Raw genomic sequence first — 24,124 nt, 5'->3', positions numbered from 1 at the left:
CGAACTCAACGACAGACCCCGCCAACGCTTCGACTTCTGCACCCCAAATGAGATGATCAGAACCTTCCTGTTGCGATAACCGCTAGAAACCGCCGAACTCGCCACACCTCAACGTACGCAACATCAAGACGCCAATGCTCGTGATCCACGGAGACAAGGATTATCGCGTCCCGATCGGCGAGGGCTTGCGGCTTTGGTACGAACTGCTATCCTCGTCGCAGTTGCCCGCGGACGACAACGGCCAGAGCCCGCACCGGTTCCTCTACTTCCCCGACGAAAACCACTGGGTACTGCAGCCGCAGCACGCCAAGGTTTGGTACGGAGTCGTGGAGCACTTCCTGGCAAAGCAGGTGCTGGGCGAGGACGTGGCGCTGCCGGAGGAGTTGGGGATCTAGTGACCGGAACGGGCGGCGGCGGATCAGCCTGCGGACATACGGCTAATTCCGGTGGCGTAGGCATCGAGGACTTCGAATATCCCGCGGTGCTGCCACACGCGGTTGCGGCCGCGGCCTGACGCTTCCGTCAGTACGCCGCGGTCCGTCAGGGTATCGAGTGCCCGCAATGCCGCCATCTCGCCAAGTCCGAGCTCGGTCACAAGGTATTTCGTGTTCACTGCAGGCTGGCCGATCAGTGCGGGCAACACCCGCCAGGCCGCCGCGTCCGCGCGCAGTCCCGTCATCTTAGCGCGGGACTCCTCGAGTTGTGCGACAAGGTCGTCGACCAGCCGCGACCCCGTAGTTGCGGCGATCCGGCTCGCCATGGCGAACTCGCGGACGATCGGGCCGGCATCGCCCTCCCGAAATGCGCCCAGTGCTGCGAAGTAGCGTGCGGTATCCACCAGGAGGCCCGCGGAGATCGGCACGGCGGTTGAGTCCACCAGGCCCTTGTTACGGAGAACCGACTGCGCCAGTGCTCGCCCTGTCCGGCCGTTCCCGTCCGGGAAGGGGTGGATCGTTTCGAACTGGGCATGGCTGATCGCCACTTGGACGAGTACGGAGACATCATGGCGATCGATGAACTTAACCAGGTCCGTGATCGCACCGGGAATGCGGTCGTGGTGCGGAGCGACGAACTCGGCCACCCGTGGCCCTGCCTGACCCGGGCCGATCCATACCTGCTCGTCCCGGAAACGGCCGGCGCCGGCAGGATCGAAGCCGCGCTGGTGGAGCATCAGTGCCTTGTGCATTGCGAGGATGGACTCCTCGCTGATGTCGTCGGCCAGTTGGAGGGCCGCCTCCATGGCTCGAACGTTGCCGATGACGGTGAGGGCGTTGGATTTGCCGCCCTCGTCGATCTCGGCAAGAGCGAGCTGCTTGGCGGACGTCGTCAACTGTTCTATCTGCGAGCTGGAGGCAGACTCTGTGCGCAGCAGGATCGCCGTCATTGGCCCGAGCGCGGGATTCTCTCTACCAAGGAGCCGCTGCGCGTGCTTGTCGAACCCGACCAGCTGTCGAGTGGCGTCCTCGATATCGGCGGAATCTTCGCTGGAGATGATGGGAGTCCAGGCGGCTATCGGCGCCGTGACGGCCGCCTGGTAAGGACCGGTTTGGCGCTCCACCTCCGCGCGGGAGTACATCTCCGGCGCTCGCGGCTTCCAGTCGAAGGTCTCGAAGGAGACCGGATCGACCGGAATACCAACGCGCGGATGTGTTGCCATGCCCCCAGCTTACCAACATTTATCAAGCTAAGTGTTGGTAAGCGCTTCCAGTCCACCAGATAGGCGTCCTGAAGCGTGGCCGCCACGGCCCTTTGCCAACAGATGGACCCATAAATGTTGGTAACCCCCTCCTTCTCGGTCACGAATCCGCGGCCCCGTCCCACGTAGCTAGGATGGGGGAGTGAATTCGACCTTTAGCCTTCGTCCTGCCCGTACCAGTGATGTGGTGGCGATTAAGAGGCTGGTCGCGCCCTTGGCGGAGCAGCGGATTTTGATGGCCAAGGAAACTGTGGCGTACTACGAGAGCCTCCAGGAATTCCGGATTGCCGAATCCCAGGATGGCGACGTGATTGGCTGCGGCGCCCTGCACGTTATGTGGGAAGACCTGGCCGAGATTCGTACCCTCGCGGCTGCCGACACGTGGCGGGGGCGCGGTGTGGGGCACGTGCTGGTGGAGGATCTCCTTGAAAAGGCCAAGGAGCTTGGCGTTAGCCGCGTCTTCTGCCTGACGTTTGAGGTGGACTTCTTCAAGCGCCATGGCTTCGAGGTCATGGAGGACCAGTCGGCCGTGGACCCGCAGGTGTACTCGGAGCTGCTGCGCTCGCATGACGAAGGCGTGGCGGAATTCCTGGATCTGGCCCGCGTAAAGCCCAACACCCTGGGCAATACACGCATGATCAAGCACCTCTGAGAACCCACAACAAGACCCGACTGGTGCGGGGTTCAACCCTGCCCGGATTATGCGTGATTTAAACCCCTTCTCTTATCTAAAGTTGATGGATAAACTGATCGAGGCTTGCTGGGGAGCTTCCGCCATTCGGTCAATCGAGAGAAGATCATGCAGTCCCACGCGTCCTTTTCAGGTAATGCAAGCATTTCAGAACTCCAACTCAGCGTGCGCGGTCCCGTGTTCACGCCTGCCGATCCCGGCTTCCAATCCGAGGTAGCGGCCTTCAATCTCTCCACTGAACACAAGCCGGATCTTGCCTTCGGCGCCCTCGACGCAGAGGACGTTTCGGCGGCTATCAGATGGGCTGCGGAACGGGGAATGCCCGTAGCCGTCCAGTCCACCGGGCATGGTGCAACAAACGCGATAGAAGGCGGGATGCTCATCAGTACCCGCCGCATGCTGGAACTCAGCATCGACCCCCTTGAGAAGACTGCCAGGGTGGGTGCCGGTGTTCGATGGAAGGCTGTGGTTGAGCTTGCTGCAACCTTCGGTTTGATGGGCCTCTGTGGTTCAACCACTGACGTCGGCGTGGTGGGATACACCTTGGGCGGTGGCCTGCCCATCCTGGGCCGTAAGTACGGCTTCGCCTCGGATCATGTCATCGCTTTCGAGCTGGTCACATCGGATGGCACCCAGCTACGGGTTACCAAGGACGAGAATCCCGAGCTGTTCTTCCTCCTGCGAGGCGGCAAGGGCAACCTGGGCATTGTGACGGCCATGGAATTCCACCTCTTCCCAGCCGCCGATCTCTACGCAGGCGGCGTCTACTTCGACGGCGGGCACGCCCCGGAAGTCCTGGGGGCGTTTAGGGAATGGGTGCCATCGCTGCCTGCGGAGGCATCGGCGTCGTTGGCGTTTTTGCGTCTCCCGGAGATGGAGATGATTCCGGAGCCCTTGCGGGGAAAGTTTGTGATCCACCTCCGCTACGCCTACCAGGGTGACCTGGCTGCTGCGGCGGAGCTGCTGGAGCCCATGCGCCGAAGCGCGCCGTTCATGATGGACGCCACCGGCCCTTTGGAAGCAAGCCAATTCGACACGGTCCACCAGGATCCGGACCAGCCAGTCCCTGTTCGCGAGCGTGGCTTCCTGCTTGACCGTTTGGACGAAGAGGCGTCCGAGGCAATTCTGCGGCACTTCGGTCCGGGCGTTGAGAGTCCGGTGTTGCTGGCCGAACTACGGCTGCTGGGCGGCGCCCTTGCCAAGAGCGCGGAGGGCGAGGATATTGTGGGCGGCCGTGACGCGGCGTTCAGCTTCTACATGGTTGCCATTGCCGCGCCGCCCGTTGTCGAGGTGCTGCCGGCAGTTTTCGATGCCGTGCACGCAGATCTTCGTCCGGCTGCCAATGCAGGCACATTTGTAAACCTCCATGGGCACTTCGTGGATGCCGAGGACAGGGAGCGGGCATGGGGTCCCAGCGCACGGGAGCGGCTTAAGAAGGCGAAGGCGGAACTGGATCCGAAGAACATGTTCAGCTTTGGGCACGTAGTCGGGCTTCCCGTCGCGGAGCAGCCGGTGGTTATGGATCAGGCCGTGCTGCTCGACGACGTCGTCACGGCCGGCGGCGACGCCGTACTGAACAGTTGAGGGGGCGGACCGTGCAAGATCGTGTCACGTTTCCGGACTTTTCAGCTTTCCAGATAGACATCCCCCACGGCTCCTGGCCGAATGAATCCTTCTGGCCGGGGACAGCCCACTCCAACCCGGACCTGTACTCGGCATTTTGGCTCGATTTCCACGCCCGGGGCGAGGCGGAGATCAGTCCTCAATCCACCAGCGCGGAGCCCGGGCATCACCCGGATCAAGCATGACATTCAGGCAGGGACGGGCCTTTGCGGCCGTCCCTGCCTGCCTTTTAATGGGTGTCGGCTAATAGGTGTGGGCGTCCTCGCGCCGCCGAGGCCTACCGTGTGCCCGGGCGCCGGTAGTAGGGTCAGAGCACCAGCCACAGCACGCCCAGGAGCATCCCATGAAAAAGCTCATCAATGATCCACGCGCCGTGGTGGACGAGTCCGTCGAGGGGTTCGGCATGGCCCATGCCGACATCGTGGACGTCCATCCCGAGCCCAAGTACGTCATCCGGAAAGGTGCACCTGTTGCGGGCAAGGTTGCCCTGGTATCCGGCGGGGGCAGCGGCCATGAGCCGCTGCACGCTGGTTTCGTGGGCCTCGGCATGCTCGACGCCGCGGTGCCCGGTGCCGTCTTTACCTCGCCCACGCCCGACCAGATCATACCGGCGACCGTCGCCGTGGACTCAGGTGCCGGCGTCGTGCATATCGTCAAGAACTACACCGGGGACGTCCTGAACTTTGAGACTGCCGCGGAGATGGCGCAGGTAGAAGGCGTGCACGTGCGTTCGGTGCTGGTCAACGACGACGTCGCCGTGGAGGACTCGCTGTATACGGCGGGCCGCCGTGGGGTGGGCGGGACGGTCCTCGTGGAGAAGATTGCCGGTGCCGCCGCTGAACGCGGAGACGGTCTTGAAGCCGTCGCCGCCATCGCGGAGCGGGTCGCTGCCAACGTGAGGACCATGGGAGTGGCGCTCTCCGGCTGCACGGTTCCGCACGCGGGTACGCCGAGCTTCGAGCTGGCGGAGGACGAGATCGAGATCGGTATCGGCATCCATGGCGAGCCTGGACGCCACAGGATCGCCATGGAAAGCGCCGACGCGATCACCGACCGTCTCTTGGAACCCGTGCTTGAGGATCTCGCCATCTCGTCCGGGGACAGGGTGCTGCTGTTCGTCAACGGCATGGGCGGCACGCCGCAGAGCGAGCTCTACATCGTCTACCGAAGGGCCGCCCAGGTGCTCGCGGAGCGCGGGGCATCCGTGGAACGCTCACTCGTGGGGAACTACGTGACTTCACTTGAAATGCAGGGGTGCTCGGTGTCCGTGCTGCGCCTGGACGACGAGCTGGTGCAGTTGTGGGATGCTCCCGTCCACACGGCTGCCCTCCGTTGGGGAGCGTGAGCATGAGCCTGGGCGTCGATTGGGCAGTGGACTGGCTGAAGCTTTCGGCGAAGGCTATGGCAGAACACCGAACGGAATTGATTGAACTGGACCGCGCAATCGGCGACTCTGACCACGGCGAGAACATGGACCGTGGATTCCAGGCCGTCCTGCAGAAGCTGGACGAGACGCCGCCGGAAACTGCGGGAGCTGCCCTCAAGGCGGCGGCGATGGCCTTGATGTCCAAGGTGGGCGGAGCTGCGGGGCCTCTGTATGGGACGGCATATCTGCGGGCGGCCACATCGCTCGGCGATTCCACTGACATCGACGCCGATGCTTTGGCTTCCGCGCTCGCGGCTGCCCGCGACGGCGTGGTGGCGCGCGGCAAAGCCGAAACAGGGGACAAGACCATGGTTGACGCGTGGACGCCCGCAGTTGAGGCGGCCAAAAACGCGGCGTCCGATGGCGGCGATGTACTCGCCGTCCTGCAGGCTGCTGCCGAGGCGGCCGAAGTAGGGGCCGTGGCTACCGATCCGTTGGTGGCCCGCAAGGGCCGCGCAAGTTACCTCGGGGAGCGGAGCGCGGGGCATCGTGATCCAGGAGCGGCCTCAACGGCGTTGCTCTTGCGCGCCGCGGCAGCAGCAGCGGCCGGCTCCGCAGGAAACACGGGAACCGACGCCGTATGACGGTTGGGATTGTGGTTGTCTCCCACAGCAGCAAGATCGCTGAGGGCGCTGTGGAACTCGCCGCCCAGATGGCGCCCGACGTCGAACTCGTCGCCGCCGGGGGCACTGACGACGAACGCATTGGCACCAGCCTCGAGAAGGTGCTTGCCGCCGTCGAGCAGTCACTGATTGATGCCGGAGGAGAGGGCGTGGTGGTGCTGACGGATCTGGGCTCGGCAGTAATGACAGCTGAATCTGCGATCGAGTTCGCCAGCGACCCCGACGCTATCTTGCTCGCCGACGCGCCTTTGGTTGAAGGGCTTGTGGCCGCGGCAGTCGCGGCGCAGGGCGGGGCGGGCGCCGAAGACGTGCGTAAGGCTGCCGAAGCGGTGGGATTCCGGGCTTCTGCCGGCACGGAAGCGCCGGACAGTCTTTCAGAGTCCCGGGAACCGGATGCTGCAGGCGACTTCGAGCTCATTAATCCCATGGGCATCCACGCGCGGCCTGCGGCCAAGATAGCCGGTGGACTGTCCGGCCTTGACGCCGAGGTGACAATCAACGACGTCGACGGAACGTCCATGATGGCGCTCATGGCGCTCGCCGCCGGCCAGGGTGCAACCCTGCGAGTGGAGGCCCGTGGCAAGGACGCCGCAAAGGCAGTTCAGTATGTTGGGCGGTTGGTGGGCGAAGGTTTCGGGGAGATCTGACCCGCCTTCGTCAGGAGCAAATATTGCTAAGTACACTGATTAGTGATGTTGTAGAGGTACAGGTTCACTACAAGGAAGAGGTGCGGGCATGGGTGCTGACGACAAGATGGAGAACGCTGGCGAGAAGATCGCAGGCAAGGCCAAGGAAGCCGCCGGAAAGCTCACTGACAACGAGCGCCTGGAAGCCGAAGGCAAGGGCGAGCAGGTCAAGAGCGACCTCAAAGGTGCCGGCGAAAAGGTAAAGGACGCTTTCAAGCACGACTAGGAATTCGGGCAGGGCCGTTGCGGTTGCAGCGGCCCTGCCTTCCTTTGTGTTTGGCAGGGCAAACCCGCACGATCAGATGGAGGATTCTTTCGTGAATTTGCTGGTGAAATTGTTCGGCCTGGCAGTCAGCCTTGGAGCTGGAGTGCTGGCAAACAAGACACTTGAAGGACTCTGGGAGAAAAAGACAGGCAAACCTGCCCCCAAGGACGGAACCAATCTGAACGATTCCTTGCCGGGAGTGCTCATGTTCGCTGTGGTTTCCGCGGGCGTTGGCGCCGTAGTTCACGTTCTTACCCAAAGGGGCACCAAGAGTGCGCTGGCCCGAATGAAGAAAACGGCAGACGAGGTTTAGCAAAATGGCAATAGCCCGATACCCGAGTGTTGTTATCGATTGTCCGGATGCTCCCGCCCTTGCCGCCTTTTATGGCGAACTGCTGGGCTGGGAGGTCAAAGGCGAAACTGATTGGTTTGAGATCCGTCCCAGCGATGGGAACAACTGCATTGCTTTCCAACAGGTCCAGTCGTATCACGCACCGGAATGGCCGGGGCAAACGGTACCCCAGCAGATGCACCTTGATCTGATGGTGGAAGATCTGGACAAGGGTGAGGAAGTGGCTCTTTCGTTGGGGGCAAGCAAGGCGGAGCACCAGCCGGGGACCACCTTCAGGGTGTTCCTTGACCCGGCCGGACATCCGTTCTGCCTGTGTCTTTCCTAACCTGCCTGTGCCTCTCTAACCCTGCTGGGCCGCCCACTCCTCGACTCGACGGTTGCTCTCCTCTTCGGATAGATCTTCCACCCGCGTCATGATGGACCAGCGGACACCGAACGGATCGCGGATGCTGGCATATCGGTCCCCTGAAACGAACGTGGTCAGTGGTTCGCGGATGAGGGCCCCGGCTTGTTCCGCCCGTTGCACGAGTGCGTCTGCGTCCGGGCAGTAAAAGCCCAGGGAATAGCAGTCATCATCGCCGTCGGGCGCCGGGACCAAGTGGTATTCCGGGTTGGGTTCCCCGAGTTGAAGGTGACCGTTCCCGAGGTCAAGTTCGGCATGGACCACAACCCCGCCCATCTCCGTGACGCCAACAACACGTGCGCCGAAAACGTCCGTATAGAACGTGATCGCATCTCTGGCATTGGGTACGGCAAGGAACGGCGTGAGGCTGGTCAGCCCGTTAGGGACTCCGTGGGTGGTGTACCTTCCATGGGCGGCCATGGTTGGCTCAGTGCTTGTAGTATCTGTCATGTCCTTGACGCTACGGGCCGGGCTGTCCCCGGCGCTTGGAGATTCGCGACAGACTTTGTTGGGGAGGAGGCTCGTGGACAGTTCCTTCAAGGGCATTCTGTACCCGGCACGGCTTCCCACTTTCAACCGTTTGGCGGCACCGGAGTCTGTTGCGGAGCTGGTCCAATGGTTCTGGATTCCTGAATGGGACATCGAGCCAGGCCGCATGTCCCGTCAACACCTGATCGCCTACCCCGCGTCCAATCTCGTTGTGCAGTTGGATGACGTGGTCTTCTCGGGTCCCACAACCCGGGCCGCTTATCGAGACTTGAATGGCCGTGGCTGGGCAGTGGGAGCGCTGTTGCGCCCTGCGGCTGTTCCGGTGTTCACCGACGATCCGGGCAGCTTGCGTGATGCCGAGGTGGTGTTGCCGTTTGAGGACCTTCACCGTTCTGTCGTACGGGCCATGAACGCTCCCGACGGCGGTGCCCGCCGCGGGCTTGCAGTGGACGCCTTTGCGTCGTGGCTGGGTGCCCTGAACTACTTCCCTTCCGAAGAGGCCTTACTGGCGAACCGGATGATGGACGTTATTGGGGCCGACCCGGAGGTGACACGGATTGAGGACGTGGCGGCCCGGCTCGCTGTCTCGGGGCGGACGCTCCAGCGAATTGCCAGGAAATACATCGGGCTCAGCCCGTCGGCGCTCATACGTCGACGTCGACTGCAGGATGCCGCGGAGAGGGCACGTCTGGACCCTTCCGCTGATCTTGCGGGCATCGCGGCCGAACTTGGCTATGCCGATCACGCACATTTGACGAACGACTTCCAGAAGTACCTGGGGTTCACGCCGAGCACCTATCGGCGTGTGGTTGGGGGTTAGTCGTCGGCCGATCCCGGCTCGCTCAAATGCCGGTTGAACTCCGCCCCTGCGGCGTCCGGCATGACGTTGCTGCCGAGCCCCATGAGGCGGGACTTCAAGGAGCCGCCCAGCACGTTTCCCTCACCTTTCATCTCTGTGGGCTCATCGATCATCCCTTTCGGTTCGCTATGGAGATTCCAGCGCGAAGCGCGCCCGGAGGAAGACTGTAACTGACAGGTTACTTAGTATTTTCGCGCCCGGCGCCAATAGGGACAAAGCTGCTGACTACACCGAAGCAGGCACCGGTGGTTCTGTAGCCTCTTTGGTGGGTTCCGGCGTCGTGGTTTCCCCGCGGAAGGCGGCCAGCATCGCCTCCCGATCGAATTGCCCCTCCCATTTGGACACCACAAACGTGGCAACGCAGTTGCCGAGCAGGTTGACCACGACGCGCATTGAGTCCATCAGCCTGTCGGCTCCGAGGAGCAACGCAACGCCCGCAACGGGGAAGATTCCCAAAGCGCCGGCAGTAGCGGAAAGGGCCAGGAAGGCCGAACCCGGAACGCCTGCCATCCCTTTGGAGGTCAACATCAGGATCCCGAGGGCGGCCAGCTGCTGGCCCAAATCGAGGTTATGCCCGAAGGCCTGGGCAAGGAACAGCAGCGAGATCGAAAGGTAGAGGGCGGCGCCGTCGAGGTTGAAAGAGTAGCCCGTGGGAACCACCAAGCCCGTGGTTGCGCGGGAGCAGCCTGCGTTGGTCAGCTTGGTCATGATCCGTGGCAGCACTGATTCTGTGGATGCCGTGCCCAGCGCCAGCATGAACTCTTCGCGGGAGTACTTGATGAACTGCCACAGTGGAACGCGTGGATAAACCCACGCCACGATGAACAGCAATCCGATGAAGACCAGTGCCGAACCGTAGCACGCAGCCACCAGCAAGGCGTATGTGCTCAAAGAGCTGAGCCCGTACTGGCCGATGATGAATGCCATGGCCCCGAAGGCGCCTACAGGGGCAACACGCATCACCCAGGACATGATCTTGAAGAAGAGTTCGAGGGTGGTCTCCATGAGGTCGATGACGGGCTTGCACTTCTCCCGTCCCACCACCACGATGGCCGCCCCGAAGAAGACCGCAAAACACAGGACCTGCAGCAACGTGTTGGATGCGAAGGCTCCAACCACGCTGGTGGGAATGATGCCCAGCAGGAACTGTCCTGCATCCTTGGGTGGCGCCGTGGTGGTCTTGGCGTTGACGGCTTCCGCTGACAGGGAGGTGGGATCGATGTTCAGTCCGGCTCCCGGCTGGACGATGTTGGCCACGAGCAGCCCGAACGCAAGCGCGAACAGTGTGGCGGCGGTGAAGTAGATGAGGGCTTTGACGCCCACCCGGCCAACGGACTTCACGTCGCCCACGGCCGAGATGCCGGTGACGATGACCAGGAATATCAGTGGCGCAATGATCATCTTGATGAGTTGGATAAAGCCATCGCCAAGGGGGCGAAGCGCGGACCCGATGCCCGGCCAGAAGTAGCCAATGGCGACCCCCAGCACCACGGCCACCAGGATCTGGAAAAACAGGGATCTATAGAGTGGCTTCTTGGCCGCTGGGCTCACAGCCATAGCGGGTACGGGAGTCTTCATGGGGGCGCCTATCTGTGCGGGGCCATGCAGGGTCACGGCCGGGGATCACACATGACGCTATGAGGGGCGTGTTTCGGAAATGCTAATTTCAAAGCCTCTTTGTGTTTAATATCGGAATCAAGATTTCACGATACGAAAATGCCTACTACAGTTGAAGGGGTTGGCAGCCTTCCGCGAGCACCTCCGGCGGCTTTGGAGCCGGCTTATGGAGCGCATCAAGAAACAACCTGTAGGAGACCACCTCCGCACTTGCGGACCCGCTGAAGCAGCAGCATCGGTAAACGTGCGTCATCCAAGGACCGGGCAGGAGGGCTCGAAGCCACGAGTCGCACTCGTTCAACGAGAGCGGGGCTTGGATTCCACTGTCCCTGCGATGAGCAGCAATGGATACAGTGACACATGTTCCTGCTGGCGCTGGGCCCGTAGCGAACCATCCCCATTCCACGGTTTCGACGACGATCGTCACATTGACGGTCTCGTCCTCAAATGATGGGGTGGGGCTCATTCGATAGTGGCGTCGGCCGCGGTGGCGTGAGCCGCGTTGCGAGGACCCACTTAGTGCCTCGCGAAGTTCGTTCAGTTCAGTGCCATGTTTGTGGCGGATCCTCGCGCTGAGGTCCGTGACCAGGTTTCCCTCTGCTGCGGCAGGCGCTGGGGCGCCGACGGCGGCGCGGGTGGGTGCCGTAACAGAAAACGTGTCACGGATGGGCTGCTCAGACCGGTGCACAACACCCCCCAGGACTTGACCATCAGGCAGGTGAGATGAGGATACCCGCCCAAAAATCAAATCGCTAGAGGAACCGTTCGATTATCCCGACCCTGATCTAAAAGCCGGAGAGAATGGTTACCGCGCCGGGCGTTCCCACTGGCTGTTGGACTGCATCCTGTTGGACTCCACCCTGTTGGACTCCACCCTGTTGGGTTGGGGCCGGATGGCCACTCGTGAGCTTGCGATACGGTCGGTGAGGGCAGCGGCCGAGTCCCTGACCACGCGTACCAGTTCGGATTCAGTGCCCAAATCGAAGCGGCTCTCGGGAATCGTGATGCCGACATCGCCGACGACGATGGTGCCCGAGAGCCCGAAGACCGGGGCGGCGATGGAGATCGCGCCCTCGATCCGCTCTCCGTGCGAGATGGCGTAGCCATCCCGGCGGATTTCGTCCAGTCGCGCGCTTAGCTTATCTGGGTCAACGCGGGTGCGGGTGGTCAGGGCGGGGAGCGGGCCGTGGACGATCTCCTGCCGCGCCTCATCCGGTAGGAAGGCGAGGATCGCGAGTCCGCTGGCACCTGCGTGCAGAGGCAGCCAGGTGTGCATCGGCAGCACATAGCGCAGGGGGTGCGGAGATTCGACTGTGTGGGTGAACATCATCTGCTGGCGCTGTTCGTTGTAGACGCCGAAGAACGAAGACTCGCCCGTGCGCTCGGTGAGTTGACCGAGGATGTCCGTGGCCGCCTCCTCGAGTGGGAGGCGGGCAGTCGTGGCCCAGGCAAGCCGCAGAAACTCGAGTCCGAGTCGATAGGCGCCGTCGCGTGTCCGCCCGACCATCCCGAGCTTCTCCAGGTCCCCGAGCAGCCTGTGGGCCGTACTCGCGCTGACACCCATAAGGGAGCCCAATTCGCGAACGCCGTAGGAGTCCTCCCCAGTGTCGACCATAAGGGTCAGCAGTTCGATCCCTCGCGCCAGCGGATGCCGCTGCCTGTCTGGCGACGGCTCTGAACCAGCAGCCGTTTCGTTTGTACTCATTGCCCCTCCGAGACTCTCCGACGACGCGTTGCGACCATTTCTTGAAATGGTCGCAACGCGAAGTGGTACTGGATGAGTCTATTCAACAGGACACGCCTTGGGATGAAGAATCGACGCGGTGGGCGCGGGTGCGTCAGCGATGGGCGGGTTCTTCCAGCTTTTGGGCTTCTTGTTCGCTCTGGACCGCCTCGATGATTGCCCCGCGCTGATTCATGGGTGTCGATTTCTTGATGGCCATGGTTGCAGCGAACGCGGCCGCGCCTGTGACGACGATGAAAATGATGCCGGCGTTCCATGAAGAAATGGTCGGTGCTGTGGTGCCGGGCACTGTAGCGGACGCCAGCACAACGCCGATGATGGCGGTGCCGATCGCGCTGAAGAGCGTGCGTCCTACAGTAAAGATCAGGCCGACGGCTTCACTTGTGTCGCGGGCGGAAACATTCTCCACGATGACAATCGGAATGCTGATGGTGAGGAGCACTGTTCCCACCGAGCCGATCACCACTGCGACGATCGAAAGCGGGAGGTTATGGGTCGAGAAGAAGAAGCCGGAGTATCCCAGTATTCCGAGTGCGGCGCCGCCGGCGACTATCACCTTCCCGCCGAATCTTCCGGCGATTCTCCCTGCCACCGGCGACAGGGCGAACGCGATCGCTCCCGAGATCAGCCCATACAGGCCGGCTTGGGTCGGAGTCAGGCCGAGTCCTACAGGCAAATTCGCTGGGCTTTGCTGAAGGATGGGCGTGAGCAGGCCGGGCGCCGCAAGGATGCCGAGCGAGACAAAAGCAGTGACGACGAGAGCAAGAACCAATGAACGCTCACGGAACAGTCGTAGGTTGAACATCGGCTTCTTTATCCGCAGTTCCCAGATGATCCAGAACGTGAAGAGCAGCACCCCGATAACAATGAGGACGACCACCAGCGGGCTGGCGCCCTGGGTGCGTGACGTCGTGAACCCGTAAAGAATGGCTGCAATTGCTGGCGCCATCAAAATGCCGCCCAGCACATCCAGCCGGCCGCGCTCAGTCACTGTGCCCACCGATTTGGGCAATGCGAGTGCGACCAGAATGGCCACGACCGCCAAGATGGCCGAGGCGATGAACAGGCTGCGCCAACCGCCCGCGGCGAGAAGGATGCCGGCGGCGACGCCTCCTATTGAGCCGCCGATCAGGCCTATACCCGATGTCAGGCTGATGAGCACCGAGACTCGGGAAGGCGGGGCAACCTCGCGGGCCACGCCGATGAGAAGCGGAAAGAGGCCCGCGCTGGTTCCCTGCAGTGCGCGTCCGATCAGCACGCCTTCAAGGTTGCCCATGAAGACGCTGATGATGGGACCAACAGCGGAGATCAGCATGAGAATGATGAGGATTTTCTTCCGGCCATAGATGTCACCGAGCCGCCCCGCTATAGCAGCCGTGCCCGCGCCAACGAGCAGGAAGATGGTAACTACCCAGGAGATCGCCGATGCATCGGCTTGGAAGGCAACCATGAGTGTGGGGATGGCCACATACATCATGGTCACTTCAAAGATTGGGGTGAGCTCGATGATCATGAAGACCGCAATGATCAAGGCAAAAGGCCTCACCGCGATTGACCGTGTGGGGTCGGTCGACGTCATTTCGTTCCTAACTCCGTTGTTAGAGAGAATGTGTTCGTTTTAGTGGAACAAGAGTTTCGTTGTGAGGATTCAATGGTTTCACCGTCAAAGTCCCCTGTCAAGAGCCCGCTTGCGTCAGGGGTGGTTAAGCGCGGTCGCGGGAAATATGGCCCCGATGGCCGCGAAGTCATGGTGATTCTCACGGCAGGACGGGCTTTCCTTCAGCGAGGAAGGGCACGAAGACCATGCTGCTGAGATCGAGGTCCGGGCTCATGCCGAGACCAGCCCCGAAAAGCAGGTCCCGGGCGGAGGAGGCAGACCCCTCTACTGCATAGATCGTCGCGTACCGATGCGAGACGGAAGCCGGCGCATCCGTGGAGGCGCGGTACCGCTGGGCGGCGACGAAGCCGGGAAGCCCGAGCACCTCAGGTATGTGTGTCTCCCAGTACCAGGGGCGGAACGCTTCGTCCCGCCCCTCTACGGGGTTGACGAGTGCAAGCAGCATCTCGCGTGGTGGCAGCAGTTCTTCGGTCAATTCATTCTCCATTTCGGACGGAACGGTGGTCATGACGCGCTGACGCTCTCGCGCACGGTCGACAGCGCACCGTTGTAGTCCCCGGTTGCGGTCATCTCGTCCAGGATCTCGTGCAGCTTGGCGCGTCCGCCCGGGTTGAGCAGGAATTTGCGAACTTTACCTTCGACGTTCGCGCCGTAATAGTGGCTGTGCTCTGCCGAGAAGATGGATTTGGGCGCCAGTGTCTCAATCATGGTCATCCACGATTCCTGCTGTTCGGCGGTCGGTTCGAAGCGTTCGTAGCCGTGCTCACGGGCATGAATCAGCGTTCCGGTGATCCAGTCGATCTGGTCCTGCGAGTAGCGCGGATAGTTGCCTCCGCCGGCGCCGTGAGGCCCGCCGGGGAAAAAGAAGTTCGGCAGCTGGTGCGCGCTGAACCCGCCGAAGTCAGTGGGGCCCTCTTCCCAGTCCGTGCTGAGGTCCAGGCCGTTAATACCCTTGATGCCCATGCGTGTGAGCGCGCCGGTGCCGAAGTCGAAGCCCGTGGCAAAAACGATGATGTCGTATTCGCGGTGCCCCCCGGTTGTTTCGATACCCGATTCATCAACCCGCACGATCGGAGTCTCGCTGAGCGCGATCAGCGAGGCCGCGGGATTGTTGAACGACTCGTAGTAGTTCGTGACGAATGGCGGGCGCTTCGCGCCGAACAGGTGGTCCTTCGGGATCAGCCTTTCGGCCGTGACCGGATCCTTGACGATGCTGCGGACCTTGTTCGCGAGGAACTCGCAGAATTCAAGGTTGACCTCGCGGTTGGTGGTCATGTCGTAGTAGTTGGAGGTGAGCTTGGCGAAGCCCGGACTGTTCCAGATCTTCTCGTAGAAGGCTTGCCGTTCTTCGAATGAGTCGGCGGTGGAGAACTTGCCGGCGGGCTCGTGCAGAAAGCCGGTCGGGTTGGCCGCCGAGCCGAGCTTCGCAGCAATCTCCTCGAAGTTGTCCCGGAGCCACGCGTTGCGCTCATCGGTGATGGCCCCGTTGTTCAGCGGGGTGGTCCAGGTGGGCGTGCGCTGGTAGAGGTCCACGGTCTCGACCAAGTCAACGATCGCGGGCAGGATCTGGGCTCCGCTCGGTCCGTTGCCGATGATGGCGACGCGCTTGCCTGTGAAATCGACCGGCGTGTGCGGCCAGGCGCCCGTGTGATACGCCTGGCCCTTGAAGTCCTCAAGGCCGTTCAGGTCAGGGTAGTTCGGCACAGAGAGGCCGCCAGTCGCTGAGATGACCCAGCGCGCCCGGATGGTTTCGCCCTTTTCCGTGGTCACCGTCCACGCGGTGTCTGCCTCGTTCCAGAGTGCCGATACGACCTTCTGGCCAGTGCGGATGTGCCCGCGGAGGTCGAAATGGTCCACCACGAAGTTGAGGTAGCGCTCGATTTCGGGCTGGGTGGCGAACTCTTCCTCCCAGCGCCACTTCTCGAAGAGCTCCTTGGAATGGATGTATCCGTACGTGTAGCTCTCGGAATCGAAGCGTGCGGACGGGTAGCGGTTCCAGAACCAGACGCCTCCGACGCCGTCTCCCGCTTCCAGCGTCCGGGCCGAGAACCCGGCCTCAAGCGCACGCTGCAGCGCGTAGATGCCCACGACGCCCGCGCCGATCACCAGTACTTCGACATCAATGTCGCTGCTGGTCTGTTCTGCCATTGACTTCACTCCTACTCGGTGGGCGCCACTGTGGCGACCGCAGGATCAATATTCAAGCACAAGTGCTCAATAAGGACAATAGATCGCCCATTATCCCCTATGATTTCGAGGATTTTTTTGATTGATATTTTTGAGCTGTTGTGATGAAATCTGATGACGGACACTTCAAAGGAGAACCATGAACGCCACCCCTGACCTCCGATTCGACGGACGTGTTGCCATAGTGACGGGAGCTGGCCGAGGCCTCGGCCGCGCACACGCCCTGCTGCTCGCCGAGCGCGGTGCCAAGGTAATCGTCAATGACCTCGGGGGCTCAAAGGAGGGCGAAGGCAACGACGCCGGGCCCGCCAATGAGACCGCCGCGGAAATCATCGCAGCGGGTGGCATTGCCGTCGCCGATACGAACAATGTGGGCAGCGAGGACGGCTGCCATGCCCTTGTAGAGACTGCGATCCGTGAGTTCGGTCGAATCGACGTCGTCGTGAACAACGCGGGCATCTCGCGCTGGGCGACCTTCCCCGAGGCTGATGCCGAGAACCTTGAGCTCACGCTCGACGTGCACCTGCGCGGCACCTGGCACACGACGCGCGCCGCCTGGCCCTACATGGAGCAGCAGGGGTATGGCCGCGTGATCACGACGACATCAACCGGCATGCTGGGTCTTCCGGACAACCTCGCCTACGCGACGGCCAAAGGAGCCCTCATTGGCTTCACCCGCAGCCTGGCTGTAGCCGCGGCGCCGAAGGGAATCCTGGTCAATTGCGTGGCGCCGAACTCCGTGACCAGGCCGAGCCTCTCGGCCGACAAACCGAACATTGTCTCAGCAAGCCAAATGGACGCGGCCCGCGTTCAGGCCATGCAGACTGATCTCGTCTCGCCGATGGTCGCCTACCTGGCGCACGAATCCTGCGAAGTGAATGGCGAGATCCTGGTTGCTGGCGCCAAGCGCTTCGCCCGCTGGTTCATGGGCTTTACTCCGGGCTGGCTCGACGGCGGTGACGGAGTCCCCACCATCGAAGACATCGTGGAACACTGGGATGAGATCAATGACCAGAGCGGCTACTACGTGCCTACGGGCACGTACGACTGGGGCGCAAGGTTCATGGCGCACCTTGCCTAAGCGATAATCCGGCACGGGATCTGCGTTCGCGCGGGTCCCGTGCTTATTTTCTGGGGTCGTCGTTGGCGGGCGTTGCAACAAGCCCCGCGCTGAGGAAGGTAATGAGGTCTGAGATGAGGGCCTCGATGGCTGCCGGGAGATGTTCACGTTTGCGCTGGGCTGTGTGGTAGCGGGCAAGCGCATGGACGGCGCTGGTTAGAGTAACCCACCAGCGTTCGTCGAGTACGGGCTCGGGTATTTCCGGTACCAGCTTGCCGAGCAGGGTGCGCAGCGTCACGACGGCGGCACCAACGCGCACTCCGACCAGCCCTTCATATCCGCCCTCTTCGGTGATGTAGAGGGAGAGGAAGGGGAGGTAGTGGTTGTCTGGCTGGAAGTGGATGGCGAGCGGACGCACGAATGCGCTGACGACGTCAGATACAGTGGGCGTCGTTTCGCTCAGCATGAGGCCGGTCACCATCTCGGTCCGGCTGATCTCACTCTCCGCGCCGCGGAATTCCATGATCGCCTTAACGATCTCTTCACGCTCGCCGAAATGGTACTGCACGGCCGCGTGGTTGCGTTGCCCCGCGGCCTTGCCGATGTCTCGCAGTGGCACTGCCGAGATTCCGTGCTGCGCGAAGAGCCGCTCTGCCTCCGTGAGGATGCGCTGGCGTGTTGCCTGGCCGCGCACGTTTTTCCGCTCACCAGACGACCTGGAGGCAACTGAAGTTTGGGACATGCCTATGAGTCTAGTGAGACGCGAACCTTGAGCGGAGCCAAGTCGGTGCCGGCAGGGTAAACGCCGCCGAACAGCTCCACGCCGCTTTCCAGGAGATGGACATCGTTCGCCGTCCAGGCCAGGTCCACGTCGCTGTGCTGGGGCACTTCCGCGTCTGTCGCGGCAATGAGGGTGGTGGTGCCGTCAACATTGGTGCGCGCGGACAACATTCCGCCCTCGTGCCCGGTGACGAGTTCAGGATCGGCGATAAGGACGTCGAGAAAACCGTGGTGCGCCGTAAGTCGCACAGACCCCGCGAAAGACAGGTGCCACTGTCCGTCAGTTTGCACGGCCCTGCGAAGGGGGAACGCGAACGCGCCGTCGGTGGTGATGGTGGCGCCACCCTCCACGGTGTACGAGCCGCGGGCAACAACAGTTACGTAGCGCAGCAATGAATCGCGGACCGCCCATGTGAGCGATCCGCGATTCACGGCGTCGTGCAATGACGTCACTTGGCCAGCTCGGGGGAGTGGCTCTCAGGGAAGCTCTCCATACCGGGCTCGAGTTCGAGGCCCATGGTTCGGAACACCATGCAGTGGAAGTCGTAGGTACCCACAGTGAAGAGCAGATCGATAAGCTGCTGGCGGTTGAACCGTGCTTCCAGCGCCTGCCAGGTCTCGTCACTCACGTTCTTGTCGCGGCACATCTCATCGATGGCGCGGACGAGCGCGGCATCATCCTCGGACCACAGGGCTGCATCAGGCCCCTCGGACAACGCGGCGATTTCATCGTCCGTGAGGCAACCAGCGGCCCTGCTCATGCGCACGTGCTGCGCCCACTCGTACTCGCCGTAGCCGAGCCAGGTAGTGCGGATGATGGCGATCTCGCGGATGCGGTCGCCAAGGCTCGAGTTGCGAAGATGGTTCGAGTACGGCATCCAGCCTCGCATCAGCTCTGGATGCCACGCGTAGATACCGAGGATGTTCGATTTCGGCCTGGTTTCGGGGGTGAGCTGCGGGGCGGCCTGGCCACCGGCGCCATGCGTGGCGAGCACGCTCAGCGCGTTATCGACCTCGGCATCCCAATCTTCAGTAGGGCGGGGGGTGATTCTGGGCTGGGTCAGCTGCGTCATCTTTAGTGCTCCTGTTCTCATGCGATGAAAGATCCGCCATTGACGCTGATGGTCTGGCCGGTAACGTACGAGGCGTCATCGGAGGCGAGGTAAGAGACTGCGGCAGCGATGTCGGCCCCGGTACCCATGCGGCCCACGGGGATGTACCTCGCCATGTCCGCTACTGATGGCATGTTGCCGGCTGCCCGCTTCTTCTCGACGCTTGGGGTGTCGATCGACGATGGAACCACCGTATTGACGGTCACCCCGGATTTGGCGAATTCCACGGCCAGCGCTTTGGTCAACGCCAGTTGACCGCCCTTGGATGCTGCGTAGTGCGCCATTCGCGGCGCACCGCGCTGGGCGCTGGAGGACGAGATCAGCACTACGCGGCCGTTGCCAGCCTCAAGCAAGTCCGGGAGGCCTGATTGCACCAGGTTGAAAGTACCGGTGAGGTTGATGGTCAGGATCTGGTTCCACTGCTCCAGTGTCATGTCAAGGAACGGCTGCTGCGGCGCGACGGCCGCGTTGGCCACGATCACCGACAGTGGACCAAGATCGGCCCGGATGGCTGCAAGTGCGGTATCCACCTGCTCGCGGTCACTCACATCGGCCTGGTATCCGCGGGCGACGCCGCCGGTCTCTTCAATTCCGGCGGCGGCCTTCTCAGCCGCCCCTTCGGTGCGCGTGAGGATGGCGACGGCGAACCCATCTTTCGCAAGCCGTTCCGCAATGGACAGGCCGATGCCTGCCGCGCCTCCTGAGACGACTGCTACGCGCCCTGCCCCGCTCATTGGATCTCCTGGCGGATGAGGCGAGTGGTTTCGTGTGTGGTCATGGTTGTCCCTATTCCTTGCCTAGCCGACTGCTGAGCCGAGGCGGGCGTGCCGCCACGCCTTTGTGTGGTGCTCCGCATGCGCTACTGTTTTCTACAACTGAACAGACGTTCCGTTCTCGGGAGATTTCAGAATTGCACGGCCCGAAGATGGATGTCAAGCCACTGGAAGTGGCCATGAAAAGGGATGGTGAGCGATGGGTAGTGCGGCAGGGAAGAGCGAACGAGAGGCCGACGACGGGCTGCGCCGCAGGCATCCTTTGGCCCGTGGCATTGAATTGCTCACGCTCATGACTGACAGCGACCAGGATGTTCATGGGGTGCGGGAATTGGCGGGGCGGCTTGAGGTAAGCCCAAGCACCGCGCACCGCCTCATTGCGGACCTTGAAAAGCTGGGGCTTGTCAGCCGCACTGCCAACGGCTCGTATCGGCTGGGCCTTGAATACCTGCGCCTTGCTTGGACGACGACGGAACGGTATCCGATCCAGGAAGTGTCGAGGGATACGCTGCAGGAGTTGACGGAGCAGAGTGGTGAGTCGTCATTCTTCGCCGTCTTCGGCGAGCAGCGGCTGAGGATGATGTTTGCGCTCGTCGTGGAGTCATCGCATCCACTGCGCTACACGCTTCCCTTGCGTCAGCAACTCCCGCTCCACGCCGGCGCCAGCGGTTTGGCGATCCTCGCGTTTCTGCCGGCGCAGATCCAGGCCGGCATTGCGCATGGCAGGCTGCACCCGGCCACCGATCGCACCTTGGTTCGGCCGGAGAGCCTGCTCGACAGGCTGGCCATTATCAGGAGCGACGGGTATGCGATTACGCACGGCGAGCGTATTGAAGGGGCGATCGCAATAGCCTCGCCGGTCTTCGCGCCCTCTGGCAACGTGGTCGGTTCGGCCGGCATCTCCCTGCCTGAAGCGCGCTTCAACGCCGCGCACACGTCCTCGCTCGCGGGCCTGGTCAAGCAGTCCGCGCGCCAGATCACCGACTATCTCACTGGCGCCAGGGACCCACGTACCGGCATCGCGCGGAAGTAGTCAAGGCGTCCTTGACATAGGTTCAGAGCTGAGCTCATACTAATCCTGTTGCGTTATAAGAACCATCTGTTCCGTTCAACGAATTTCAGTTTTACGAGAAGTACCGCGAAGGGCCAGCCAAAATCCTTCGCGATCCCTGACTACACCGAGGATCAACGATGACCCAAGCAAGCGCCGACCGCCACGTAGTCATTGTGGGTGCGTCGTTGGCCGGAACACGCGCGGCCGAGGGGCTGCGCCACCTTGGACACGCCGGCCGCATCACGCTCATCGGGGCCGAGCCGGAGTTGCCGTACGACCGACCGCCCCTGTCCAAAGAACTGCTCACGTCCGACTGGTCCGATGAGTCAGTCGAGTCGTTTCGCCTGGCCACCAAAACCGGCCTCGAAGGAGCCGGTATCGAGCTAAAGCTCGGCGTCGCCGCCACGGGACTGGACACCACCAATCGCCGCGTGATCCTCGCCGATGGCACTACCGTCGTCTACGACGTCGTGATCATCGCGACCGGGGCAGCCGCGCGGCCCTCACCTTGGCGTCCAGGGACCGGCGTTTACCAACTCAGAACGCTTGAAGACTCTCGCGCCATAGCCGCCCGCCTGAGGCTCGGCGAGCCCGTCGTCGTGGTTGGTGGCGGCTTCATCGGCACGGAGATCGCTGCGGCCGCCGTCGGCTATGGCTGCGATGTCACAGTGGTGGACCCCGTTTCCGAGCCAATGGCGCGAATCGTCGGCCCGGAGATCGCCCGCAGCCTCGTCGAACTGCATCACCGGCACGGGGCTCAAACCCGCTTCGGTGTCGGCGTCGCCGACATCCAGGGCCAGGACGGCCAACTAACAGTTATCCTCGACGACGGCACTCGCCTTGAGACCTCGACGGCGGTAGTCGGCATCGGCTCGATCGCATCGACCGAATGGCTCGCGGCTTCCGGTCTCACGCTCGATAACGGCGTAATGACCGACGGTTTCCTGCGCGCAACAGGAGCCGATGACGTCTACGCGATCGGCGACGTAGCACGCTGGCCCCACCCCGGCCGCGGCATGCAGGTTCGCGCCGAGCACTGGACCAATGCCAGCGACCAGGCGCGGTATGTTGCTGCCGCCATCACCCAGGGGGTCGAAGAGCCCTATGACTCCACCGATTACGTGTGGTCGCACCAGTACGACTGGAAGGTCCACACCATCGGCTGGCGCCACCCCGAAGGCAGTTCCACCATCGTCGGCGACCTGGCCGAGAGCGGGAAAACCGCGGTAATTCACAGCGACGCGAAGGGAGACGTGTGTGGTGCGGTCACCGTGAACTGGGTACGCGGACTCAACCTGGCCCGCAGGCTCTTCGCCACCGGGGAGTCCGCAGAGACAATCGTCGAAAAACTTGGGCAGCTGGCCTGACGGCCGCGCTGCCAGAGTGTAGAGAGGAAACGAACCATGGTCTATGTAATCGCTGACGCATGCGTCGACATTCAGGACAAGAGTTGCATGCAGGAGTGCCCTGCCGACTGCATCTTCGAGGGGGGACGGATGACCTACATCAACCCCGACCTCTGCATTGACTGTGGGGCCTGCATGACGGCCTGTCCAGTGGATGCTGTCTTCTACGACGCCGAACTTCCGGCCGACAAGGAGGAGTACGTCGGAATCAACGAGCGCTTCTTCGAAGAGGTAGAGACGCCGAAGAGCGGCCGGAAGGCCGGCAAGATCGACTACGACGTCGACGTTATTGCCGCTCTTCCACCGCGAACAGGAGCCTGAGCATGAATGCCTTGCGCGTCGCGGTGGTCGGTTCCGGTCCGTCGGGTGCCTATTGCGCCCAGCTTCTCACGGAGGAGTCCGGGTCACCGGTGGAGGTGGATGTCTTTGAGCGCCTGCCGGCACCGTTCGGCCTGGTTCGCTACGGCGTCGCGCCCGACCACCCCCGGGTAAAGTCGATAACTACCTCGTTTGCCGAAGTGTTCGATGAGACCCCGGGTGTGCGCTTCCTCGGCAACGTGCAGGTGGGAAGCGACATTACAATCGATGAGCTCCGCACGAATTACGATGCCGTGGTGTTCGCCAGTGGTGCACAGGTGGACCGGAATCTCGGCATCCAGGGCGAGGACCTGGCCGGTGTGCACGGGGTACGCGAATTCGTGTCCTGGTACCAGGGCCACCCTGACACCAAGACCGATGCCTTCGCCCTCAAGGGAAACCGCGCGGTCATCATCGGCGTCGGCAATGTGGCGCTCGACGCAGCACGCATGCTCGCCCACACCCCCGAGGCACTCCGCGCCACGGACGTGCCCGAGCACGTCGTTGACACCTTTGCGACGAGCACGTACCGCGAGGTTGTGGTGATCGGCCGCCGTGGCCCCGCATTCGCAAAGTTCACGAACAAGGAGTTCATCGAGCTGCTGGAAGTGGAGAGCTGCGACGTCATCATCGATCCCGCAGACTTGGAGCTCGACGCCCAGCAGCAGGAACACGCTGACGCCGACCCGGCAGCCAGGCGGTTGCTCGCCACCTTCGCGAAGGCCGCCGAGCGGGGCGTGCTGGGGCGCAACACGGCCATCCGTTTCCTGTTCGACCGCACGCCGATGGAATTGATGGGCGAGGAATCAGCTTCGGCCATTCGTCTGGCAAGGACAAGCGATCCCAACGTCACGGAAATCATGGAAACCGAGCTCGTACTCCGCTCGGTCGGTTACCGGGGCGCAGCCATCGATGGCCTGCCCTTTGACGAGAGGTCCGGCACCATCGCGCACCTCGATTCGCGCGTCGCCGACGACGGAAAAGTATTGCCCGGCGTGTATGTGGCCGGCTGGATCAAGCGCGGCCCCTCGGGTGTGGTTGGCACCAACCGCCGCTGCGCCTTGGAGACGGTGACTTCCATCCTCGCGGACGTCGCCGCGCCAGGCTGGACGTCGACGGCCACCCCTGCTGCCGCCGTCGATGAGCTATTGCGCTCCCGCGGCGTACGGGTGGTCGACTGGACCGGCTGGCAGTCTCTTGAGCAGGCTGAGTACGCGGCGGGTGAGGCGGTGGGTCGCGAACGCGTCAAGCTGCACGACCGTGCCGAGATGCTCCGCGCCGCAGGCGTCGTGGTCGGCTGAGG

General features: G+C 62.5%; 26 protein-coding genes and 1 pseudogene. 15 read left to right on the top strand and 12 right to left on the bottom strand.

Annotated features, from left to right (window positions below; translation table 11 throughout):
- Positions 1–95: 95 nt before the first annotated feature.
- Positions 96–395: pseudogene (locus J2Y41_RS21535) on the top strand (alpha/beta hydrolase family protein); the annotation flags it as partial.
- A 23-nt stretch (positions 396–418) separates the two neighbouring features.
- Here J2Y41_RS21535 and J2Y41_RS21530 read toward each other — a convergent pair.
- Positions 419–1,657, bottom strand: a complete 1,239-nt coding sequence (locus tag J2Y41_RS21530) for a Fic family protein (protein ID WP_224166010.1) — start codon at positions 1,655–1,657, stop codon at positions 419–421.
- 181 nt (positions 1,658–1,838) lie between these two features.
- On the opposite strand from J2Y41_RS21530, the gene J2Y41_RS21525 reads away from it, so the two are divergent.
- The 8 genes from J2Y41_RS21525 (at position 1,839) to J2Y41_RS21490 (ending at position 7,687) form a co-directional block, all read left to right on the top strand.
- Positions 1,839–2,348 carry an amino-acid N-acetyltransferase gene (locus J2Y41_RS21525; protein ID WP_224166011.1) on the top strand — a complete coding sequence of 170 codons (510 nt, stop codon included), beginning with the start codon at positions 1,839–1,841 and terminating at the stop codon, positions 2,346–2,348.
- A gap of 147 nt (positions 2,349–2,495) precedes the next feature.
- On the top strand, positions 2,496–3,971 hold the full coding sequence (locus J2Y41_RS21520; protein ID WP_224166012.1) for an FAD-binding oxidoreductase: 1,476 nt from the start codon (positions 2,496–2,498) through the stop codon (positions 3,969–3,971).
- 382 nt (positions 3,972–4,353) lie between these two features.
- The gene (gene dhaK, locus J2Y41_RS21515) at positions 4,354–5,355 is read left to right on the top strand and encodes a dihydroxyacetone kinase subunit DhaK (protein WP_224094629.1); all 1,002 of its coding nucleotides are present in this window, start codon (positions 4,354–4,356) and stop codon (positions 5,353–5,355) included.
- 2 nt (positions 5,356–5,357) lie between these two features.
- Positions 5,358–6,020, top strand: coding sequence for a dihydroxyacetone kinase subunit DhaL (gene dhaL, locus J2Y41_RS21510; protein ID WP_224166014.1), 663 nt, complete (start codon positions 5,358–5,360; stop codon positions 6,018–6,020).
- On the top strand, positions 6,017–6,706 hold the full coding sequence (gene dhaM / locus J2Y41_RS21505) for a dihydroxyacetone kinase phosphoryl donor subunit DhaM (protein WP_309931593.1): 690 nt from the start codon (positions 6,017–6,019) through the stop codon (positions 6,704–6,706). Before dhaL ends, dhaM begins: the two co-directional genes overlap by 4 nt.
- Positions 6,707–6,794: 88 nt before the next feature.
- Positions 6,795–6,971, top strand: a complete 177-nt coding sequence (locus tag J2Y41_RS21500; RefSeq protein ID WP_224094634.1) for a CsbD family protein — start codon at positions 6,795–6,797, stop codon at positions 6,969–6,971.
- Between the two features lie 91 nt (positions 6,972–7,062).
- A complete protein-coding gene (locus tag J2Y41_RS21495; RefSeq protein WP_224094636.1) occupies positions 7,063–7,323 on the top strand; it encodes a DUF4235 domain-containing protein in 261 nt (86 codons plus the stop codon).
- Positions 7,324–7,327: 4 nt separating this feature from the next.
- Positions 7,328–7,687 (top strand): VOC family protein, encoded by a 360-nt coding sequence (locus tag J2Y41_RS21490; protein WP_309931589.1) that lies wholly within the window; start codon positions 7,328–7,330, stop codon positions 7,685–7,687.
- 15 nt (positions 7,688–7,702) lie between these two features.
- Here the strand turns inward: J2Y41_RS21490 and J2Y41_RS21485 are convergent, their stop codons facing one another.
- Entirely contained in the window at positions 7,703–8,215 is a 513-nt protein-coding gene (locus J2Y41_RS21485; protein WP_309931586.1) for a VOC family protein, read from the bottom strand.
- A 73-nt stretch (positions 8,216–8,288) separates the two neighbouring features.
- Here J2Y41_RS21485 and J2Y41_RS21480 point away from each other — a divergent pair, with 73 nt between their 5' ends.
- A complete protein-coding gene (locus J2Y41_RS21480; RefSeq protein WP_309931584.1) occupies positions 8,289–9,074 on the top strand; it encodes a helix-turn-helix transcriptional regulator in 786 nt (261 codons plus the stop codon).
- Here the strand turns inward: J2Y41_RS21480 and J2Y41_RS21475 are convergent.
- From J2Y41_RS21475 to J2Y41_RS21450, 6 genes are all read right to left on the bottom strand, one after another.
- Positions 9,071–9,226 (bottom strand): hypothetical protein, encoded by a 156-nt coding sequence (locus J2Y41_RS21475; RefSeq protein ID WP_309931582.1) that lies wholly within the window; start codon positions 9,224–9,226, stop codon positions 9,071–9,073. The two genes, J2Y41_RS21480 and J2Y41_RS21475, sit on opposite strands and share 4 nt — an antisense overlap.
- Before the next feature lie 112 nt (positions 9,227–9,338).
- Positions 9,339–10,691 (bottom strand): cation:dicarboxylate symporter family transporter, encoded by a 1,353-nt coding sequence (locus J2Y41_RS21470; protein ID WP_309931580.1) that lies wholly within the window; start codon positions 10,689–10,691, stop codon positions 9,339–9,341.
- An 844-nt stretch (positions 10,692–11,535) separates the two neighbouring features.
- Positions 11,536–12,435, bottom strand: a complete 900-nt coding sequence (locus J2Y41_RS21465) for an IclR family transcriptional regulator (protein WP_309931578.1) — start codon at positions 12,433–12,435, stop codon at positions 11,536–11,538.
- 133 nt (positions 12,436–12,568) lie between these two features.
- The gene (locus tag J2Y41_RS21460) at positions 12,569–14,053 is read right to left on the bottom strand and encodes an MFS transporter (RefSeq protein WP_309931576.1); all 1,485 of its coding nucleotides are present in this window, start codon (positions 14,051–14,053) and stop codon (positions 12,569–12,571) included.
- A 178-nt stretch (positions 14,054–14,231) separates the two neighbouring features.
- Complete coding sequence (locus J2Y41_RS21455) at positions 14,232–14,600, bottom strand: DUF4286 family protein (RefSeq protein WP_309931574.1); 369 nt, start codon at positions 14,598–14,600, stop codon at positions 14,232–14,234.
- A complete protein-coding gene (locus J2Y41_RS21450) occupies positions 14,597–16,240 on the bottom strand; it encodes an NAD(P)/FAD-dependent oxidoreductase (RefSeq protein ID WP_309931572.1) in 1,644 nt (547 codons plus the stop codon). The genes J2Y41_RS21455 and J2Y41_RS21450 overlap by 4 nt, the downstream gene beginning before the upstream one ends.
- A 178-nt stretch (positions 16,241–16,418) precedes the next feature.
- On the opposite strand from J2Y41_RS21450, the gene J2Y41_RS21445 reads away from it, so the two are divergent.
- Entirely contained in the window at positions 16,419–17,360 is a 942-nt protein-coding gene (locus tag J2Y41_RS21445; protein ID WP_309931570.1) for an SDR family NAD(P)-dependent oxidoreductase, read from the top strand.
- A gap of 43 nt (positions 17,361–17,403) precedes the next feature.
- Here the strand turns inward: J2Y41_RS21445 and J2Y41_RS21440 are convergent, their stop codons facing one another.
- From J2Y41_RS21440 to J2Y41_RS21425, 4 genes are read right to left on the bottom strand one after another with little or no spacing between them, the layout of a single operon-like run.
- The gene (locus J2Y41_RS21440; protein WP_309931568.1) at positions 17,404–18,081 is read right to left on the bottom strand and encodes a TetR family transcriptional regulator; all 678 of its coding nucleotides are present in this window, start codon (positions 18,079–18,081) and stop codon (positions 17,404–17,406) included.
- Positions 18,082–18,083: 2 nt separating this feature from the next.
- Positions 18,084–18,572, bottom strand: a complete 489-nt coding sequence (locus tag J2Y41_RS21435; protein WP_309931566.1) for an HtaA domain-containing protein — start codon at positions 18,570–18,572, stop codon at positions 18,084–18,086.
- Complete coding sequence (locus J2Y41_RS21430) at positions 18,569–19,192, bottom strand: carboxymuconolactone decarboxylase family protein (protein ID WP_309931565.1); 624 nt, start codon at positions 19,190–19,192, stop codon at positions 18,569–18,571. The genes J2Y41_RS21435 and J2Y41_RS21430 overlap by 4 nt, the downstream gene beginning before the upstream one ends.
- 17 nt (positions 19,193–19,209) lie before the next feature.
- Positions 19,210–19,965 (bottom strand): SDR family NAD(P)-dependent oxidoreductase, encoded by a 756-nt coding sequence (locus J2Y41_RS21425; RefSeq protein WP_309931564.1) that lies wholly within the window; start codon positions 19,963–19,965, stop codon positions 19,210–19,212.
- Positions 19,966–20,203: 238 nt separating this feature from the next.
- Between J2Y41_RS21425 and J2Y41_RS21420 the strand changes: the two genes are divergently transcribed.
- From J2Y41_RS21420 to J2Y41_RS21405, 4 genes are all read left to right on the top strand, one after another.
- Complete coding sequence (locus J2Y41_RS21420; RefSeq protein ID WP_309931563.1) at positions 20,204–21,037, top strand: IclR family transcriptional regulator; 834 nt, start codon at positions 20,204–20,206, stop codon at positions 21,035–21,037.
- Between the two features lie 158 nt (positions 21,038–21,195).
- Positions 21,196–22,425, top strand: a complete 1,230-nt coding sequence (locus tag J2Y41_RS21415) for an FAD-dependent oxidoreductase (protein WP_309931561.1) — start codon at positions 21,196–21,198, stop codon at positions 22,423–22,425.
- Positions 22,426–22,461: 36 nt separating this feature from the next.
- Entirely contained in the window at positions 22,462–22,785 is a 324-nt protein-coding gene (gene fdxA, locus J2Y41_RS21410; protein WP_309931559.1) for a ferredoxin, read from the top strand.
- 2 nt (positions 22,786–22,787) lie between these two features.
- Complete coding sequence (locus tag J2Y41_RS21405; RefSeq protein ID WP_309931556.1) at positions 22,788–24,122, top strand: FAD-dependent oxidoreductase; 1,335 nt, start codon at positions 22,788–22,790, stop codon at positions 24,120–24,122.
- Positions 24,123–24,124 lie beyond the last annotated feature (2 nt).

It is taken from the genome of Arthrobacter sp. 1088 (assembly GCF_031455315.1).
Lineage (GTDB): Bacteria > Actinomycetota > Actinomycetes > Actinomycetales > Micrococcaceae > Arthrobacter.
This window is presented reverse-complemented; position numbering and strand designations above follow the sequence as displayed.

Coding starts and splice junctions, on each gene's coding strand:
- dhaK (WP_224094629.1), top strand. CDS start 4,354: ATGAAAAAGCTCATCAATGATCCACGCGCCGTGGTGGACGAGTCCGTC.
- J2Y41_RS21455 (WP_309931574.1), bottom strand. CDS start 14,600: ATGACCACCGTTCCGTCCGAAATGGAGAATGAATTGACCGAAGAACTG.
- J2Y41_RS21405 (WP_309931556.1), top strand. CDS start 22,788: ATGAATGCCTTGCGCGTCGCGGTGGTCGGTTCCGGTCCGTCGGGTGCC.
- dhaL (WP_224166014.1), top strand. CDS start 5,358: ATGAGCCTGGGCGTCGATTGGGCAGTGGACTGGCTGAAGCTTTCGGCG.
- fdxA (WP_309931559.1), top strand. CDS start 22,462: ATGGTCTATGTAATCGCTGACGCATGCGTCGACATTCAGGACAAGAGT.
- dhaM (WP_309931593.1), top strand. CDS start 6,017: ATGACGGTTGGGATTGTGGTTGTCTCCCACAGCAGCAAGATCGCTGAG.
- J2Y41_RS21460 (WP_309931576.1), bottom strand. CDS start 14,053: ATGACGTCGACCGACCCCACACGGTCAATCGCGGTGAGGCCTTTTGCC.
- J2Y41_RS21465 (WP_309931578.1), bottom strand. CDS start 12,435: ATGAGTACAAACGAAACGGCTGCTGGTTCAGAGCCGTCGCCAGACAGG.
- J2Y41_RS21520 (WP_224166012.1), top strand. CDS start 2,496: ATGCAGTCCCACGCGTCCTTTTCAGGTAATGCAAGCATTTCAGAACTC.
- J2Y41_RS21420 (WP_309931563.1), top strand. CDS start 20,204: ATGGGTAGTGCGGCAGGGAAGAGCGAACGAGAGGCCGACGACGGGCTG.
- J2Y41_RS21415 (WP_309931561.1), top strand. CDS start 21,196: ATGACCCAAGCAAGCGCCGACCGCCACGTAGTCATTGTGGGTGCGTCG.
- J2Y41_RS21470 (WP_309931580.1), bottom strand. CDS start 10,691: ATGAAGACTCCCGTACCCGCTATGGCTGTGAGCCCAGCGGCCAAGAAG.
- J2Y41_RS21530 (WP_224166010.1), bottom strand. CDS start 1,657: ATGGCAACACATCCGCGCGTTGGTATTCCGGTCGATCCGGTCTCCTTC.
- J2Y41_RS21440 (WP_309931568.1), bottom strand. CDS start 18,081: ATGTCCCAAACTTCAGTTGCCTCCAGGTCGTCTGGTGAGCGGAAAAAC.
- J2Y41_RS21485 (WP_309931586.1), bottom strand. CDS start 8,215: ATGACAGATACTACAAGCACTGAGCCAACCATGGCCGCCCATGGAAGG.
- J2Y41_RS21490 (WP_309931589.1), top strand. CDS start 7,328: ATGGCAATAGCCCGATACCCGAGTGTTGTTATCGATTGTCCGGATGCT.
- J2Y41_RS21430 (WP_309931565.1), bottom strand. CDS start 19,192: ATGACGCAGCTGACCCAGCCCAGAATCACCCCCCGCCCTACTGAAGAT.
- J2Y41_RS21475 (WP_309931582.1), bottom strand. CDS start 9,226: ATGATCGATGAGCCCACAGAGATGAAAGGTGAGGGAAACGTGCTGGGC.
- J2Y41_RS21500 (WP_224094634.1), top strand. CDS start 6,795: ATGGGTGCTGACGACAAGATGGAGAACGCTGGCGAGAAGATCGCAGGC.
- J2Y41_RS21450 (WP_309931572.1), bottom strand. CDS start 16,240: ATGGCAGAACAGACCAGCAGCGACATTGATGTCGAAGTACTGGTGATC.
- J2Y41_RS21425 (WP_309931564.1), bottom strand. CDS start 19,965: ATGAGCGGGGCAGGGCGCGTAGCAGTCGTCTCAGGAGGCGCGGCAGGC.
- J2Y41_RS21445 (WP_309931570.1), top strand. CDS start 16,419: ATGAACGCCACCCCTGACCTCCGATTCGACGGACGTGTTGCCATAGTG.